The organism is Prevotella sp. E9-3 (assembly GCF_022024015.1).
Taxonomy (GTDB): domain Bacteria; phylum Bacteroidota; class Bacteroidia; order Bacteroidales; family Bacteroidaceae; genus Prevotella.
On record NZ_CP091786.1, the window covers coordinates 316913 to 334222 of the forward strand.

The following is a 17310-nucleotide window of genomic DNA, read 5'->3' on the forward strand; positions in this document are numbered from 1 at the left end:
TTTATAAGCTGTTGGCAATCACTGTGGCTTGTTTGATGCGGTGGGCCATACCGATACCATCGCGCAGGTTTCCTGCAATAATCAGTCCTGGATAGTCTTTCTGAAGGCGTTCCACTTCGGCAAAACGCTCGCCTGATGAGAGTTCGTATTGTGGAATAGCATGTTCGTGACGGAAGATCTTGACTATGTCAGGTTTCGATGAAATGGGGAATTTCAGCATTTCGTGGAACTCCTTCACTGCCAGTTCTGTCAGTTCCTCGTCGCTCTTCTGTACCAGTTCGGCATTCTTTACGCCACCGATGAAATAGGTGAATAGCGCACCGCCTTCAGGTGCACGACCTGTAAAACAGGCCGATGGATACAGAATACCAAGTACCTTGCGCCGCTCGACCGTAGGAACCAGTCCGCCGAAAGCCTTGTAGTCGCCACCGAGCGCATCTTTCACGCCCAAGGCTATTTCCACTACAGGTGCATAGACCAGTGATGACAGTTTCTGCATGCGTTCCTTGGCAATAAACGGTAGCATATTAGGTAATGCATAAGCACCGCAGGTGGTCACCACTTTCGATGCCTCTAACGAAACCTTATCTCCGTTCTTGTCGGTATATGATACCTGCCATCTGCTTGCTAATGGTGTTACTACCACGTCCTTGGCATTAAGGATGATGTTCTCCTGTCCGATGTATTCAGTTTCTGCCTCTGTGATGCGACTCAGTCCACCAATGGCCGAGAATACTTTCTTGGTGGCCAGTCGGTCACGGTCGCTCTTTGGTAGCTTTGCTTTTGCGATGGAACCGCGAATAAAGCTGCCGTAGTTCTGCTCCAGATTGTAGAGCTTGGGTAGTGCAAAACGAGTAACCAGCGTATGAGGATTACCGGCATAGACACCCGAGAGGAACGGATCTACCGCATAGTCAACGAACGACTTTCCCAAACGGCGGGTGGCCAGTGAGGCTATCGACTCATTGGGGTCGGTGCCTTTCTTGCGCCAGGGCTCTCCCAGTATGCGTAGCTTGTCGCTGAATTTGAAAAGGGGAGTGGTGATGGCACTGATAAGTCCTGAAGGCAGTTCATGAAAGCGGTTGCCCTTCCATATCAGCCGGCGCTTAGAAGCATCTGGAGCCGTTTCCAGTTTGCATTTCCCGTTGGAAGTCTTCTCCAGTTCGGCCATCAGTTCGGCCACTTCAGGTTCAGAGACAACGCCCGTGTTGGGTCCGCTTTCAAAAGTGAACCCCTTTTCAGTGAAAGTCTTTATTTGTCCGCCTGTCTCACCTCGTTCTTCCACTACAGTCACCTTCAGTCCTTTGTGTTTCAGCCAGAAAGCAGTAGTCAAACCAGTGAGTCCGGCGCCAATGATTATTACGTCTGTTTTCATATTGGTTTTGAGAATGATTTCGTTGTATGTTCCATTAGCGGGTCTATGGCCGCCGCCACGTTCCTGACAAAAGGCATGCCTTCTGTTGTCATGGCGACGGATTGACCGTTGAGGCTGATGATGCCGTCAGCCTCGATATGAAGAAGTTTTGTGCGGTAGCGTTCCAGTGTATCCTCATCGAGCGTGACGTGGTAGTTACACATCAGCTGTTCGATGAAATCGCGTGTTTTTTGTTCTTCTGCCGTCAGCGTATATCCTTTCTTTACCGGCAGAACGCCGTTGTTGACCATGCTGATATATTCGTCTATGTCTTTCGTGTTCTGGGCATAGGCAGTTTCCAACTGACTGATGCCTGTTACGCCGAAGGCATATACTTGAGCAGTGGTTCGGCGGGTGCAATAGCCCTGGAAGTTACGGTGCAACTGTTTAGTGGTGACGGCCTGGTACAGTTCGTCGTCAGGACGAACAAAGTGGTCCATGCCGATACGCACATAGCCAGCATCGGTCAGCATCTGCTCGGCAGTGGTGAAGATGCGCTCTTTCTCTTCAGGAGTGGGCAGTCCTGCTTTTTCCAGTATCAACTGCTGCTTCTTCAGCCAGGGCACGTGGGCATAGCTGAACAGTACCAGTCGCTCGGGCTGGAGTGCAATGGCCCTTTCTATGTTATAGGCAAATTTCTCAGCCGTTTGTCCTGGCAAACCGTAAAGGAAGTCAAGATTGATTTTTATGCCACCGTTGCGCAGCAATGCGAAAATATCTTCAATAGGCTCCTGTGTGGGGCGACGGTTCACCGTATGCAGAACCTGCTCGTCGAAGTCCTGTATGCCGATGCTCATACGAGTGAAGCCGGCATCTACCAGTGCCTGCCAGTCGGCCAACGACAAATAGCCGGGATGGCATTCAATAGCTATCTCCGGACGCTCTATAGTCTGAAAATTGGAAAGAATATGGTCGTTGAACTCCTTGATGACGGCTGGTCGCATGGCTGTGGGACTACCACCTCCGAAATGAATCTGCGACACTTTGCGGTCTTTCTCCAACAGCGGAAAGACCAAGTCAATCTCTTGGTGTACTGCCTTCAGGTAATTGTCAACAACCTCTGTCGAGCGCATGGCATAGCTGTTGCAAGCACAGTAATGACACAGATGGCGACAGAAAGGCAAGTGAAAATAGAACGATAGATTGCGGTCGTTGGCAGCATTCGACTGTCGAATGGCATTCACCAGTTCCTCTTCCCCCATCTCGCGGAAATAATTTGCCGGGGGATAGCTGGTATAACGTGGAACGGGCACGTTGTATTTCTCAATAACTGACTGTTTCAAAATACCGGAATGTTTTAATTAAGTCCAATGTTTGGTTTACGTGTGCAAAGGTACTGTGATTCTCCTGTTCATACAATCCTCATTTATGTGGATTTTGTTTTAAAAGCGAGCTTTTCTTTTGTATTTCACTCGACTTTTCGTAACTTTGGCTATCGCCGAAGGTACCGTGTCTCGGCAAAAAAAGAAACGAGTTTCTTGTTTTTGCGCTCGACTTTTCGTAACTTTGCCCCCGATTATCTATTTAGGTTATAATAGTAATGTACGACGTAAAGAAAATTCGTGAAGACTTCCCCATTCTTTCTCGGGAAGTATATGGAAAGCCCTTGGTTTATTTGGATAATGCTGCCACCACACAGAAACCGCTCTGTGTGCTCGATGCTATGCGCGATGAATACCTGAATGTGAATGCCAATGTGCACCGTGGTGTTCATTACCTCTCACAGCAGGCCACTGATCTGCATGAGGCTGCACGTGAAAAGGTACGTGCTTTTATCAATGCCGAAAAAACGAGTGAGGTGATTTTCACCCGTGGCACCACCGAGAGCATCAACCTTGTGGCACAGTCGTTTTGCGAAGCCTTTATGAAGGAGGGTGACGAGGTGGTGGTCACCGATATGGAACACCATTCGAATATTGTTCCCTGGCAACTGCAGGCACAGAAACGCGGTATCGTAGTGCGTCATATGGCCATTAACGACCGCGGCGAACTGGCCGACTCCGTCGCAAGCTATCTGACCGAGCGTACCCGACTGGTGAGCATTGCCCATGTGAGCAATGTGCTGGGAACCGTCAATCCCGTGAAGGACATCATTGCTTTAGCTCACGAACGTGGTATCCCCGTTCTTGTGGATGGTGCTCAGAGTGCGCCCCACATGAAAATCGATGTGCAGGATCTTGACTGCGATTTCTTTGCTTTCAGTGGTCATAAGATGTATGGCCCCACCGGCATCGGGGTGCTCTATGGTAAGGAAAAATGGCTGGAGAAGATGCCTCCCTATCAGGGTGGTGGTGAGATGATTGACCAAGTGTCGTGGGAGAAGACCACCTTCGAGCAACTTCCGTTGAAGTTTGAAGCCGGAACACCCGACTATGTGGCTACTCACGGACTGGCCACTGCCATCGACTATCTGCAGTCAATAGGCATGGACCAGATACAGACCCACGAGCAGGAACTTACCCGTTACTGTATGGAACAGCTTCGCACCATCGAGGGTATGCGCTTCTTTGGCGAGGCCGAACAGAAAGATGCCGTTGTGTCGTTCCAAGTAGGCGATATCCACCATCTGGATATGGGTACCTTGCTCGACCGTCTTGGCATTGCCGTCCGTACCGGTCATCACTGTGCCCATCCGCTGATGACCCGCCTGGGTGTCACCGGTACCGTCAGAGCTTCCTTCGCCCTATATAATAATAAGGAGGAGATAGACATCCTTACGGAAGGTATTCGCAGGGTGAGCCGTATGTTCTGAACGGATTTCCGATATTCTGTATAGAGTAATCATTCTGTAGCCACTATAAATAGTATAATAATGAAAGAGAAACTGACTATTGTGAAAGTGGGTGGTGCCGTTGTTGAAGACGAGGCACAGCTCAAACAGTTGTTGACCGATTTTGCTGCCATCCAGGGCCGTAAGGTGCTGGTACATGGCGGAGGCCGAAGAGCCACACAGGTGGCTGCCCGTCTGGGTATTGAGTCACAGATGGTGGGCGGACGCCGCATCACCGACGAGCAGATGCTTGAAGTGGTGACGATGGTCTATGGCGGACTGGTAAACAAACATGTGGTGGCTATGCTACAGGCAGCTGGCGTGAGTGCCATCGGACTGACTGGTGCCGATGGTGATGTGATCCGTTCGCACCGCCGTCCTATTAAGGATGGGATAGACTACGGTTTTGTGGGCGATGTTGATAAGGTAGAGAACAAAACCCTTCAGCGACTCGTTGAAGGTGGTATGGTGCCGGTGCTGGCTCCACTCACCCACGACGGACAGGGAAATATGCTGAACACCAATGCCGATACCATTGCCAGCGAGGCTGCCAAGGCACTGGCCGAACTCTACGATGTGACCCTTATCTATTCGTTCGAGAAGAAAGGCGTGCTCAGTAATCCCGACGATGACGAGTCGGTAATCCCTACTATCACCCGTACTGATTTCGAACGCTACAAGGCCGATGGCACCATTTCGGGCGGTATGCTTCCGAAGATAGAGAATGCCCTTGCTGCAATAGAATCGGGAGTGAGTCGCGTTATAATAACTCTTGCCACTCAGATTGATGGCAATCACGGAACAGTGATTCATTAACTAAAATAAATTATAGCTATAATTCTCGCAATTATAGCTATAATTTTGTGGATTATAGCTATAATTTTATCAAGGCATTGAGCGGTTGTGTGCAAAAAAAACGTTCAATGTCTTGTTGTTTAATAAAAATTGCTTACCTTTGCACGCGATTTGCCAAAGTGGCTTATTAAGGGGTGCTGGTTCCGTTGAACTGGCTGAGATCATACCCTTCTAACCTGTTCGGGTAATGCCGGCGTAGGGATGGATAGTAAGGTCAAATCACAATTCTTTCGAATTAGTAGCCCCCTTTTTATATAGTTTAATTCTTTTATTAAAAGGGATGAAAAGATTGTTTTTTCTCTGTGCGCTGTTGAGCGCAATGACAGCCGAGGCTGTTGAAAATCATGATGCGAAGCTGACCGCAGCTCAGCCCGTTGACTCATTGCAATTGGTAGAACTTCAGGATGTTCAGGTACGTTCCACACGTGCTTCAAAGAAGACGCCAATGGCATTCTCCAATATGAACCGTGATCAGATTAAGCAGGTGAACTACGGTCAGGATATACCTTTTATCCTGTCAATGACCCCCAGCGTCATCACTACCAGCGATGCCGGCAACGGTATTGGCTATACCACCATGCGTGTGCGTGGTACCGCTCCCGAGCGTATGAACATCACCGCCAATGGCATTCCTATGAACGATGCCGAAAGCAATCAGGTGTTCTGGGTGAACATGGGCGATTTCGCCTCCAGCTTGCAGTCCTTGCAGCTTCAGCGTGGTGTAGGCTCTTCAACCAATGGTGCCGGTGCCTTCGGTGCCACCCTGAACATGCAGACTGAGAGTATCGGTCAGCCCTATGCTGCCGTCGATTTCAGCGGTGGCTCCTATTATACGAATAAGGAGACTGTGCGATTCTCAACCGGACTGCCCGATGAGGGGCACTGGGGCTTGCAGGGCCGCTTGTCGCACATTGGCTCTAAAGGCTATATAGACCGTGCCGAGACCCAGCTCTACAGCTATTTCCTGCAGTATGGCTATTTCGATGATGACCGTGCCGTGAAATTCATTACCTGGAACGGCGAAGAGCAGACCTATCATGCCTGGGACTTTGCCTCTCACTATGCACAGGATACTTATGGCCGCACCTACAATCCCTGTGGCTATATGTATGATGATGCCAACGGCAATCCCGTTTACTATAAGGACCAGACCGATAATTACCACCAGCAGAACTACCAGATTCTTTGGAACGAGCGCCTCTCGAATGTGCTCTCGCTCAATGCTGCCCTCCACTATACCCGTGGCGACGGCTATTATGAGCAGTTCAAAGGCAACAAGAAACTGGGCGACTACATGCCCCTTACCGCTGCCGAAAAAGGAATGAAGAGCGACCTGGTGCGCCAGAAGAAGATGGCCAATGATTTCTATGGTGCTATTGCCTCACTGGTCTATGACAACCGTAAGGGCCTCGACCTCACAGTGGGTGGCGGCTGGAACAAGTACGACGGCGACCACTTTGGCCGTGTCACCTATCTCTCCAATGCACCGGCCAGCTATTACGACGGTTTCGAATACTACCGTAACAACGCTCAGAAAACCGATGCCAACGTATATGGAAAGGTGAACTACGAGTTCCTTCGTGGCTTGAGCGCTTATGTTGACCTTCAGTACCGTCATGTAGGTCTGAAGATGCAGGAGCCAGGCGACTGGTACGGACTGAATGTTGATGGCAAGTATATCATCGACGAGAAATATGATTTCCTCAATCCAAAGTTCGGACTGAACTATCAGCTGTCGCCCGCTCATCGTCTCTATGCTTCTTATGCCATTGCTCATAAGGAGCCCGTGCGCAACAATTTCGAAAACAACTACAATGCCGGTTTGGAGAATCCCCGTGCCGAACGTCTCAACGACCTCGAAGTGGGCTATCAGCTCACCCTTCCCCGTTTCAGCGCTGGCGTGAATGCCTATTGGATGGACTATAAAGACCAGTTTGTACTCACCGGTGAGATTGATGCCATCGGCGAAGCCATCACCCGTAACCTGCCCAAGAGCTATCGCATGGGCGTAGAGGTGGAAGCCGCCTGGCAGCCTGTCGATTGGTTCCGTTGGGATGCCAATGCCACCTTCTCAAAGAACCGTGTGAAAGAGATTGCCGTTCTGCTCGACGACTATACCACCACGGTGACCCTCGACAGTGAAAAGCCATTGGCCTTCTCGCCCGATCTGATCTTCAACAATATCTTCACCCTCTCTTACAACGGATTCCGTGCTGCCCTGCAGAGTCAGTATGTGAGCGATCAGTACCTCACCAACACTGGCTTCAAGGAAATGCTCTGTCAGGATGCCGACGGCAATGACTGCTATGAGACCCTTTTGCTGAAGAAACATTTCACCACCAACATCGACCTCAGCTATACCTTTGCCCTGAAGGCACTGGCCCTGAAAGAGGCAACGGTGGGTGTGACTCTCTACAACGTGACCAGCGCCAAGTTTGACAACAACGGCTGGGCTGCTCCACAGTATCAGCAGGCTGCCGACGGAAGCGTGAAGGCTGTCAACACCTGGGGCGTGCGTGACGATGAGGCCGTAGGCTTTGCACCTTCAGCACCCTTCCACTTCCTTGCACATCTCTCTCTTAATTTTTAAATAGTGTGGGAGCGCCCTGATGATAGGGTGCCGCCCGCACCTCAGACTGCTTAATGAATATAGATTGGCTTGATTTGACGACCACGATACTCGGCCTGATTTACATCTGGCTCGAGTATCGTGCTCACATTGCACTCTGGGTGGTAGGCATAGTGATGCCGGCACTCGATGTTATTCTCTACTGGCAACACGGTCTCTATGGCGATGCCGGTATGGCCGTTTACTACACTCTGGCAGCCGTCTATGGACTGCTGTTCTGGAAATTCAAGAAAACAAAAAAACTGAAGCGTGAGCTTCCTATTATCTATATGCCGAAGAAATACTACCTGCGAGTGGCTGTATTCTTCTTCGTGGCTTGGGCGGCCACCTATTATATATTAATAAAGTGGACCAACTCAACGGTGCCCGTGCTCGATTCTTTTACCAATGCCCTCTCGTTTGTGGGACTATGGGCTTTGGCGCGTAAGTTCATCGAGCAGTGGTTCTTCTGGATGATTGTCGATGCCGTGTGCACCGTACTCTATATCCAGAAGGGCATTCCCTTCAAAGCAGGCCTCTACGGCCTTTATGTAGTCATAGCCGTGATGGGCTATTTAAAATGGAAAAGTATAATGATTAATCAGCCAAGAAATGAAATTTCCTGACATTCGTGAACAGTTTCCCTTTGATGCAGTGGTGTTGGCCAATGGCGAGCAGCCTGCACATGATGTACCTCTGAACATATTGCGCGAAGCCCCTTATGTGGTCTGTTGCGATGGTGCCATTCAGCACTGCGACTGGGCCGATGCCGTGGTGGGCGACTGCGACAGCATACCCTCGTGGGCGCGCGAGGAGTACGATATTATCTACCATGAAGAAGACGATCAGGAAGAGAACGACCTGACCAAGGCCACCCGCTTCTGCCTCTCCGAGGGATTCACCCGTTTGGTGTTCCTTGGCGCCACCGGAATGCGCGAAGACCATGCCATGGGCAACATATCGTTGCTCATGCGCTATGCACGCGAGCTGCAGGTGCAGGGCCTGATGGCCACCAACTACGGTTGGTTTGTGCCCGTGATTCACAGCGGCAGTGCCGATGATTCTTCAAAGGATGCACGGCCTGTCCCTGTGACTCATGAGTTTGCTTCTTTCCCTGGTCAGCAAGTCAGCATTTTCAATTTCGGTTGCACTCAGCTAAACACTGATGGCCTGCGCTATGATGGCTATCCCTTCGTCTCGCTGTGGCAGGGCACGCTCAACGAAGCCACCGCCGACAGTTTCCGCATCACGGCCGACGGCGATTTCCTCGTTTTCCGTACCTACGAAGGGAAATAGGAAAGTTACTTCGTTCCTTACTTTTAAATCAATAATTACACTCTTGCCTGATTACTTCAAATAAAACTTACTTCAATTTTCAGATAGTTTTAAGCAAAAAAAAGAGGTTGTGCATTTTGGAAATATTGGGAATAGTCGTTATCTTTGCAGAATCAATGTACGGCAGCATTAGTTTTACTGCTCTACTTTCTGTAATTATCGAATTAAATGAAGCCAACCATTGTCCTACTCCTTACCATGCTTCTGCTATTCTCTTGCAGAAATAGCAGCGACGACCAGCGAATGGAGCAGATTATCAACCAAGCCGACTCATTAAACAAGAACGGCCACCCCATGACCAGCGACTCACTGCTTGTCATGGCTTGTGAGTATTACGACCGTTTTGGCACCCCCAACGAACAACTGCGTGCCCACTATCTTTTAGGCTGCGTCTATCGTGACCGAGGCGAGGCTCCTCATGCAATAGACTGCTTCAAGGAGGCCATCAACAAGGCCGACACCACAGCAAGCGACTGCGATTTCCATATCATGGGCTGCGTGTATGGCCAAATGGCATACGTCTATCATCAACAGTTATTACTTTCCTATGAAATTGAAGCATACAAGTGTGCAGCACATTGTTTCATTCTTGCTAACGACCCAATACAATATGCTATCAGAAGCAAAGTTTTGATGGGTGATGCATACATCTTGCTGAACAAAAATGATAGTGCTGAAATGATAATCACAGATGCTGTCCGCCAGTTAGATGAGTCTGACGACCCGCAAGAAGCACTTATCGCATCAATGTCGTTAATGCATCTCTATTCAGATATCCCCGACAAAACAAATAAACTTAATGACTTAATTCATCAGTTTGACACTAAGAGCTCTCTATTTGACATTCATCATGACCTTCCTTCCGGACGGCGTCAGTTTTTCTATTATAAAGGAAAGTTTTTTGAAGCCGTACATGAATTGGACTCAGCAGAGTATTATTATCGGAAAGTATATTATTCAGGCATGCCTGAGGTAGCTAAAGTACCTATGTATCGAGGCCTCTTAAGTATTTCCCAAAAGCGTCATAATGCAGATTCCATTGCCAAATATGCTAAACTATATTGTCTTGCCAACGATTCTACATTAAACATTAAAGATAGAGAGACAACGGCTCGTATGGCAGCTTCTTACAACTATAGAGAGTATCAACGTCAGGCGCTCATCAATGAAGAAAAGGCCAGTAGGGCACAGCTACAGCTATTTGTGATTGTTATCGCTATTATTGTAGTAGCTGTAGTTGCTATATCATTATTACGCCGACAGAAAAGAAAAATTGAAAACCTCAGATATGAATATGCCAGTGTATCGGACGAGTATAGCCGGAACGTGCATAGACTTAAAAATCTGGAAGTAGCTCACAAAGCTGTCATTAAACAGCTACAAGGGGAATTTAATGCAGCTACGTCTGAACTCAATAAGCAAATTGAGGTTGAAAAAAGAGAACTAACAGAAGAAAATAATTTACTGAAGATAAGAATAAAGGAGTTAGGACATCTTCTGTCCCTGTCTTCAATTGTTAAGAATCGCCAGCAACTGTCAGAGACTCCAATAGTCAAAAGACTTACTGAACTTTGCGATGCACCATTACAATCATTAACTGAAAACGAGAAGAGCACCCTTCTGGCAACGATGAGCGACTATTATCCATCTCTCATTCATGATCTCCAGCAACCCGCAAATTCTGTTACATCCTTAGGCGTTTTTGTTTGCATTCTCGTGGCTTTGAACTATCGTTCTGGCGAAATTTCAAATATGCTTGGGGTGTCACCTCAACAAGTTGCAAATACCAAACAAGACTTAAATAAGTCACTTTTTCAAGTATCCACAGCGAGATCTCTCTATAAAAACCTAATACAGCGCTATGGCATAAATACTGGCATAAATGATTGATTTACAAAACGGTAACGTGATTATTAACATTGTTTTGTACTCAAAAGTGAAATCCAGTGAATTATTATTCACCTAATAATTTGGAGCGTATCTGTCATCGTCATATATTTGCAGTCGATAATTAATCATAAAACAGTAATCATATCATTAGTGTCCCGTTAAAATTGAAAAGACTCTCTGAGGTGGGAAATGTTCTGACAAGCAATGAACTCAAGCACATTTATGGAGGTACGACAGGAAGCTCTGAAGGATCAAAAGAATGTCGCTGCGAATGGAATGATGAAAAGAAAAAATGCGAGCCAAACAAGTCTTGTCCGTCTGGAGTTGAATGTTGGCATACAATGGAAGGAAGTCACAATATTTGCGCTACAAAATTTCCTTATAAATAAAGAATTATCATATGAGAAAGTTTCTAATACTTTTTTGTTTTATCTGTAATTATTCCATTGCCCAGGATGTTCACATCTTAGGCAATGGAATGAATCTGAAGAATGGAGAAAAAATAGTCTTGAAGCAATGGACTAAGGATGGTTGGAGTATAAAGGATAGTACAATCGTATTAAACTCGACGTTTCAATTTACCATTGCCGAACAATCATCGTTTGCTCTTATATCAAGTGAGAAATATGAGAGTGAAGTGTTCTTGCACGGAGACACAATCCGTCTATCCCTGGATTCTATACCTACAGTGAATGGAGACGAATTAGTACTTAATTACGCTACTATTTATCGTAATCTGCTCAAAAAAGAGCGCATAAAGAATATCGTTATCGATCGGTGCCATGATGTACTGGACTGTGAAGATCTTGAAAATCAGGTTTTCTGGGATACACAGCAAATGATTTGCTCTGAAATAAAAGATGAAATAAAGAACGACCTTGGACTTTCTTTGTTAAAGAGACACATAGAATGGATAGAAGCGGAAGACTTGATTGCTATATTGGAACATGCAGATTCTACGCGAAGTAGTTTTCCTCCCATTCCGCTTGACTATGATTTAGATTTTCATCTTTCGCAAACAGTAGCATCTATCAGAACAGATTCGGCGATATGTAATACTATAAGAAAGAAAATCATCCCATATCAAGAATTCCTTCAGTTCTTCGAGCAGCGACCATGGAAGCAATTGGAAGGAGCTGAACCTGTAGATCTACAGTTAGTAGATATGAACGGTGGCAAGCTAACCCTTTTGGACGTTTTAAGAAGAAGTGGAAAATCAACCTTTCTTTTAGAATTTTGGGCCTCATGGTGTGGGCCATGCCACCTGCAATTCGATATAATAGAAAAAGTACGCCAACAACATCCAGAAATCGAAGTTATAGGCATTTCACTTGACGACTATCAGCAAGTATGGATTGATGATATCAAGGAAAACGACCTGAAATGGTCGCAGTATCGTCTTCAGAATAAGGCTGATGTAAATAGTTCGTACAAAGTCTTTGGAATCCCCCATATTGTAATGATAGAAAACAATACCATTACATTTTCCGGACATGGCGAAATTCATTCAGAGATTTTGAAGAAAAAATGAAAACCGTTTATGCGTAATCTTGTGTTGGTCATAGTCCTCGTCTGTAACATTCTAAGTGTCTTTGCTCAAGGAAAAGAACATCCTGTACAGGGCTACGTGATAGACAACTTCACAGGTGAGAATATTCCTGATGTTACAGTAACATTGCTGACGGCCGACAGTACGGTCGTCAGCAATACAACCATATATAATGTTCCTGAAATGCCCGAATTCACAGGACGCTACAGCCTGAACATACCAGCAGTTGGAAAGTATATTTTGAAGGCAAGCTGTATAGGATACAAAACGACCTATATGAACATTGCTTTGCGCTCCAATCGTGAACATGCTATTCTTCCTAAACCCATCCGCATGGTGAAAGTTGTGACTGATTTGCCGGAAGTCGTTGTCAGACCAACAAAAATTAAAATGATATATAGCGGTGATACTATCATTTATAATGCTGATGCCTTCAAGGTTGCGGAAGGATCGATGTTAGATGCACTGATTGGACAATTGCCAGGAACACGTATTACAAAAGATGGACAAATAACTGTCAATGGCCAGTTTGTGGAAAGTTTACTGCTAAATGGACGGGATTTCTTTAATGGCAATCCGCGAATAGCCTTAGACAATTTGCCAGCTTATACCATAGGCAAGATAAAGGTGTATCACCAACGCGACGAGAAATCGCTCAACAGCAACAATGGAAAATCTCCTATGGTAATGGACGTACATCTGAAAAAAGAATATGCTACAGGATATCTGGGCAATGCAGAGGTTGGCACTGGAACGGAAAAGCGATATCAAGTGCGGGGCATTGGCATGAAGTTCAGCGATCTTTCACGCACGGTAGCTTTCACCAACATGAATAACCTTAATGATAACCGCCGTGCTGGATATGGCGGCGAATGGAATCCGTCAGATATGCCTGCAGGACAACAGACAGAGAAATCGGCAGGTATTAACTACATGTATTATCTTGACCGTGAATCGTCATTCCTTACAGAGAATACTTTCTCCCATAGCAATCACGACCTGCAGACTGAAAAATACATACAGACATTTCTGCCACAGCAGGAATCCGAAAACCGGAACAAGGATTTCGCCCTCAGCAAATACAACAATTGGAAAACCCACAACCAACTACGGTTGCGGAAAGAGTACTATTGGAGTGACAGTTATATAGATGCCTCCTATCAAGAAAAGCATGTCAATAATAATAACCAGACAGAGACTTGGTTTGACTCGTCTTTATTGAATCATCTGTATAATCTGCATAAAGCAGACAGCAAGACATTCTCATTGAACGGTAGCACCGGACATTATTTCCGTATCATTGCTGATATGTTGCGTTTAAATGCCACCATCGACTATCAACGCTCCCAGGACACGGCTTTCTCACTTTATGACTTGAGATATACCGAAGGAAATGCCCGCAGTGATTTTCGCAACACGTATCTTTCTACTCCCAATCATCGTTTCAATATGAGCCTGAAAGCCGGTTATGACTATTGCTGGGGAAAACAATCGATAACTCCGTCGTATCAATATGATTTTCAGTACGAAAAGACGGATAACAAGCAATACCGATTAGACAGGCTGCCTGTAGCGGATAGTACTGCATGGGACTTTCTTCCTTCTAACCTTGACGATCTGCAATCAGTAATTGATGATCACAATAGCTATCTTTACCGTGAGAAAACGGATAATCATACATTCGAACTGGGATATACAAACGTTATTGGCGGCTCAGGCCATCTGGTAATAAGCATCCCATTCAGATATGCTACGAAGGAGTTAAATGCATATCGTGTAAATGACTATCATGTAAACAGGAGAGCATTATTCACAGAACCAATGTTATCATTAAATCTGTATCCTCAAAACTTTTCTGCATCATTATGTCTCAAATATAGGCAGGAGATGCCGCGATTGACCGACATGTTCGATTATAAGGACGACAGCAACCCTTTAAGAATCAGATTGGGCAATCCGGACTTGCGCAATATTGGGCATTTCGATGCTGATGTCAGCGCTAAATATAATTGGGCAGACACACGGTATCTTTATGCAAAAGCGAATTATCACATCATCCGAAATGCTATTGCATATGGTGTTGAGCTCGACCCAAAAACAGGCGTTACCACAACTACTCCTGAGAATATAAATGGAAACTGGCATGTCAGTGGCGAGATGGGCTATTTCACAGAAATGGGTAAACGAAAACAGTTTACATTAGAGGAAGTCTTTAGACCTTCATTCAGGCATTGTGCCGATTTTACGGGCATCAACGGGGTTACAGGAAAAACGGAAAGAAAAGTAAGAATCTTGGCACTTAACAATGAATTAAAGCTGACTTATCATCCCAGCAAATCCCTTTCTATAGGAGCGAATACGAGAATTGACTGGAACCTGATTAACGACGACCAGACTACTCCTCAAAATATTAGTATTTTCGACTATAATTGTGGGATGAAAGCCACACTTGATCTGCCTTGGAAGATGCAACTCACCACCGACGTTAATGAATACCTGCACCGCGGCTATCAAACTTCGAGTATGAACACGAGTGAACTGATCTGGAATGCGAGTCTGACTAAAAGTGTGGCTAAAGGCAAACTCCTCTTTGCTTTCAAGGCTTTCGATATTCTCAAACAGCAGAGCATCCGTTCCTACGTGTTAAACGCAAAAGGACGCACGGAAACCTGGACCAATACAATTCCAAGATATTTCATGCTCAGTGCCTCATGGCGGTTCAACAAAAATCCGAAGAAAACAAGATGAATGCAGTCTGAAAGCAAATTATAACGTCCATCCTGTTCTATTTTCTAATGAGGTATTTGTAAGTGGTGTTCAGCGTGAAATACATGATGAGGCCGATGAAAACGCCGGCTATGGCATCGATGGCATAGTGGGCCTGAATATAGAAAGTGGCGAAGAACATCAGCACGCCGAAGGGTACGAGCGACCAGAAGAACAGACGGTTCTTGGTGGCCCACGCCTGACAGAGCAATACTACCATGATGCCTACATGACTGCTGGGGAAAGCGGCTGTGGGACGCTCGCCGGCCTCATGGGCAACAACCAATAGTTTATAAAAGATACCATCGGTGTAGCCCGGACTTGGCATGGCCTCGCTATGGGTTTCGAAATAGTGACCAATGTTAGGAAATATGCCTTGCGATATCTGGTCAACTCCGGCTGCCAGATAGTAGTATTGCGGTCCGGCAACGGGTAGGAAGATGAATATCACATAGAACAGGAAGAATGATGTGAGCATGACAAACGATGCTCGGGTGAAATCTTTGTAGCGCCAGAAGAAATAAAACAGCGGCACTATGATCATCAGCGGATAATAGCTCACATAGCCCAGCGTGAGCAGTTCGCTCACCACGGGACTGCTGAACTTCTGACTGAATAGCAGGGCGGGCTGAAAACCGAAGAACTGCTGTTCCCAAGTGGCAAACACATGGTCCAGATTGGGCAGCATGCGGTTGAACTCGTAGGTGTCGGGGTACCATGAGCCTAACAAGGCTACCTGACCCAGTACACGGAAAAGGATGGTGAGCCGGCAGGGCAGCATGCGGTAAACGCCCCACAGACCCAAGGTGATGGCAATGGACTGCACGCGCATCCATATCATGGACTCGGGATTCTGCAGTCGGGTATAGGTGAACAGCATCAGCACACCCGTGAGCAAGGCATACCCGATCATGACCCATTCAAAGGGGTACAGTCCTTTTTTTGTAGTTAAAGCCATCCGTTTTCTTTGTACCATTTAATAGTGAGGGGAACGCCCCTTTTAAGATTATATTCGGGATTGTAGCCCAGTTCTTGGCGGGCCGGTTCAATGTCGCAACGCCAGTTGCGCTGTTTCAGGATGTGATATTTGTCGTTGTTCAGGGCTGAGATCTTACCCGTTATGTGCCCAATCTTGTCGCCCACCCATGTCACGATGCGCAGTACCCAGATAGGTGCCGTGATGCGAATCCACCAGGGATTGCCCAACTCCTTACGAATCAGATTGCTGAATGTGGCCGACTGATAGACCTCGCCGTCGCTGAGGAAATAGCAGCGCCCGGTCTTTCCGTGGTCGCAGGCCAGGAATACCGCCTGTACCACATCCTGTACATAGACAAAGGTGATGTCCTGTTGGCGGTAGCCCACGGCAAAGTCGCTGTGCTGCTTGATACTCTTGGCCATCAGGAAATAGTCGCGCTCGCGAGGGCCATAGACTCCCGTGGGGCGTAGTATGACGTAAGGAAACACGTTATCGTTCATTCTCAGTTCCAACGACTCGTTCATCCAGCGCTCGGTTTCCAACTTACTCTTTCCGTAGTCGGTGTTGGGGTGTGGAGTGTCGGTTTCGCGTATCTCTTCATAGGGCTGCTTTTCACGGATGGCACCGAAAATGCTTAGCGAACTGAGATATACAAAACGTTTCAAAGGCATGTTCAGGGCTATCAGTGCACGCACCAGGTTTTTGGTTCCTTCGGTATTGATACGGTAGAAGTCGGCGGAGTTAAGGCATTTCGTTACGCCGGCAGCATGAACCACATAGTCGAACGTGTGGCCTTGCAACTGTTGTTCCAACTGCTGCTGACTGTCAAGGTTCAGTTCAATGAAATGGATGCGCTCGTCTTGCAGAAACTGTTTTGAACTGCTTCCACGCACGGCAGCCCATGTGTCCATACCCTGTCGAAGAGCTTCTTCAACAATGAACGAACCAATAAAACCGCTAGCTCCGGTGATTAATATTCTCATTGTCCAATAATGATAATAAAATTGCACTGCAAAGGTACAAATAGTCAAATAAATTTTGGCCATTATTTTTCAAATTTTGGCCAAAATTCAATGAATAATGGCCAAAATTTATTTGAGTGATATGATTTTTTGCTATCTTTGCAGCAATAACAACTCTTTAA

The 17310-nt window shown here is 46.5% G+C and carries 13 protein-coding genes and 1 riboswitch; of the genes, 9 read left to right on the top strand and 4 right to left on the bottom strand.

The features are described 5' to 3' along the window. Window position 1: 1 nt before the first annotated feature. Entirely contained in the window at window positions 2–1375 is a 1374-nt protein-coding gene (hemG, locus tag L6475_RS01150; RefSeq protein ID WP_237821687.1) for a protoporphyrinogen oxidase, read from the bottom strand. Then, complete coding sequence (gene hemN / locus L6475_RS01155; RefSeq protein ID WP_237821689.1) at window positions 1372–2697, bottom strand: oxygen-independent coproporphyrinogen III oxidase; 1326 nt, start codon at window positions 2695–2697, stop codon at window positions 1372–1374. Before hemN ends, hemG begins: the two co-directional genes overlap by 4 nt. A 257-nt stretch (window positions 2698–2954) precedes the next feature. Here hemN and L6475_RS01160 point away from each other — a divergent pair, with 257 nt between their 5' ends. The 9 genes from L6475_RS01160 (at window position 2955) to L6475_RS01200 (ending at window position 15169) form a co-directional block, all read left to right on the top strand. Further along, the gene (locus L6475_RS01160; RefSeq protein WP_237821691.1) at window positions 2955–4166 is read left to right on the top strand and encodes an aminotransferase class V-fold PLP-dependent enzyme; all 1212 of its coding nucleotides are present in this window, start codon (window positions 2955–2957) and stop codon (window positions 4164–4166) included. Between the two features lie 60 nt (window positions 4167–4226). After that, a complete protein-coding gene (gene argB, locus L6475_RS01165) occupies window positions 4227–5000 on the top strand; it encodes an acetylglutamate kinase (RefSeq protein ID WP_237821693.1) in 774 nt (257 codons plus the stop codon). 159 nt (window positions 5001–5159) lie between these two features. Next, window positions 5160–5259: riboswitch (TPP riboswitch) on the top strand. Window positions 5260–5319: 60 nt separating this feature from the next. Continuing rightward, a complete protein-coding gene (locus tag L6475_RS01170; RefSeq protein WP_237821695.1) occupies window positions 5320–7629 on the top strand; it encodes a TonB-dependent receptor in 2310 nt (769 codons plus the stop codon). Window positions 7630–7682: 53 nt separating this feature from the next. After that, window positions 7683–8273 (top strand): nicotinamide riboside transporter PnuC, encoded by a 591-nt coding sequence (gene pnuC, locus L6475_RS01175; RefSeq protein WP_237821697.1) that lies wholly within the window; start codon window positions 7683–7685, stop codon window positions 8271–8273. Further along, window positions 8260–8943 carry a thiamine diphosphokinase gene (locus L6475_RS01180; protein WP_237821699.1) on the top strand — a complete coding sequence of 228 codons (684 nt, stop codon included), beginning with the start codon at window positions 8260–8262 and terminating at the stop codon, window positions 8941–8943. Before pnuC ends, L6475_RS01180 begins: the two co-directional genes overlap by 14 nt. 282 nt (window positions 8944–9225) lie before the next feature. After that, a complete protein-coding gene (locus L6475_RS01185) occupies window positions 9226–10872 on the top strand; it encodes a hypothetical protein (RefSeq protein WP_237821701.1) in 1647 nt (548 codons plus the stop codon). 204 nt (window positions 10873–11076) lie between these two features. Continuing rightward, window positions 11077–11310: a hypothetical protein gene (locus L6475_RS01190; protein WP_237821703.1), complete on the top strand. Its 234-nt coding sequence runs from the start codon at window positions 11077–11079 to the stop codon at window positions 11308–11310. 40 nt (window positions 11311–11350) lie between these two features. Then, complete coding sequence (locus L6475_RS01195; protein WP_237821705.1) at window positions 11351–12403, top strand: TlpA disulfide reductase family protein; 1053 nt, start codon at window positions 11351–11353, stop codon at window positions 12401–12403. A gap of 9 nt (window positions 12404–12412) precedes the next feature. Beyond that, a complete protein-coding gene (locus L6475_RS01200; RefSeq protein WP_237821707.1) occupies window positions 12413–15169 on the top strand; it encodes an outer membrane beta-barrel protein in 2757 nt (918 codons plus the stop codon). A gap of 37 nt (window positions 15170–15206) precedes the next feature. Here L6475_RS01200 and L6475_RS01205 read toward each other — a convergent pair whose 3' ends face one another. Both L6475_RS01205 and L6475_RS01210 read right to left on the bottom strand, forming a co-directional pair. Next, window positions 15207–16145 carry a phosphatase PAP2 family protein gene (locus L6475_RS01205; RefSeq protein WP_237821709.1) on the bottom strand — a complete coding sequence of 313 codons (939 nt, stop codon included), beginning with the start codon at window positions 16143–16145 and terminating at the stop codon, window positions 15207–15209. Next, complete coding sequence (locus L6475_RS01210) at window positions 16136–17149, bottom strand: NAD(P)-dependent oxidoreductase (RefSeq protein ID WP_237821711.1); 1014 nt, start codon at window positions 17147–17149, stop codon at window positions 16136–16138. Before L6475_RS01210 ends, L6475_RS01205 begins: the two co-directional genes overlap by 10 nt. Window positions 17150–17310 lie beyond the last annotated feature (161 nt).

Excerpts from the sequence above, each read along its gene's own strand:
- L6475_RS01185 (WP_237821701.1), top strand. The coding sequence starts at position 9,226 with ATGGAGCAGATTATCAACCAAGCCGACTCATTAAACAAGAACGGCCAC.
- L6475_RS01160 (WP_237821691.1), top strand. The coding sequence starts at position 2,955 with ATGTACGACGTAAAGAAAATTCGTGAAGACTTCCCCATTCTTTCTCGG.
- argB (WP_237821693.1), top strand. The coding sequence starts at position 4,227 with ATGAAAGAGAAACTGACTATTGTGAAAGTGGGTGGTGCCGTTGTTGAA.
- L6475_RS01190 (WP_237821703.1), top strand. The coding sequence starts at position 11,077 with ATGAACTCAAGCACATTTATGGAGGTACGACAGGAAGCTCTGAAGGAT.
- L6475_RS01200 (WP_237821707.1), top strand. The coding sequence starts at position 12,413 with ATGCGTAATCTTGTGTTGGTCATAGTCCTCGTCTGTAACATTCTAAGT.
- L6475_RS01195 (WP_237821705.1), top strand. The coding sequence starts at position 11,351 with ATGAATCTGAAGAATGGAGAAAAAATAGTCTTGAAGCAATGGACTAAG.
- L6475_RS01210 (WP_237821711.1), bottom strand. The coding sequence starts at position 17,149 with ATGAGAATATTAATCACCGGAGCTAGCGGTTTTATTGGTTCGTTCATT.
- L6475_RS01205 (WP_237821709.1), bottom strand. The coding sequence starts at position 16,145 with ATGGCTTTAACTACAAAAAAAGGACTGTACCCCTTTGAATGGGTCATG.
- hemG (WP_237821687.1), bottom strand. The coding sequence starts at position 1,375 with ATGAAAACAGACGTAATAATCATTGGCGCCGGACTCACTGGTTTGACT.
- L6475_RS01180 (WP_237821699.1), top strand. The coding sequence starts at position 8,260 with ATGAAATTTCCTGACATTCGTGAACAGTTTCCCTTTGATGCAGTGGTG.
- L6475_RS01170 (WP_237821695.1), top strand. The coding sequence starts at position 5,320 with ATGAAAAGATTGTTTTTTCTCTGTGCGCTGTTGAGCGCAATGACAGCC.
- pnuC (WP_237821697.1), top strand. The coding sequence starts at position 7,683 with ATGAATATAGATTGGCTTGATTTGACGACCACGATACTCGGCCTGATT.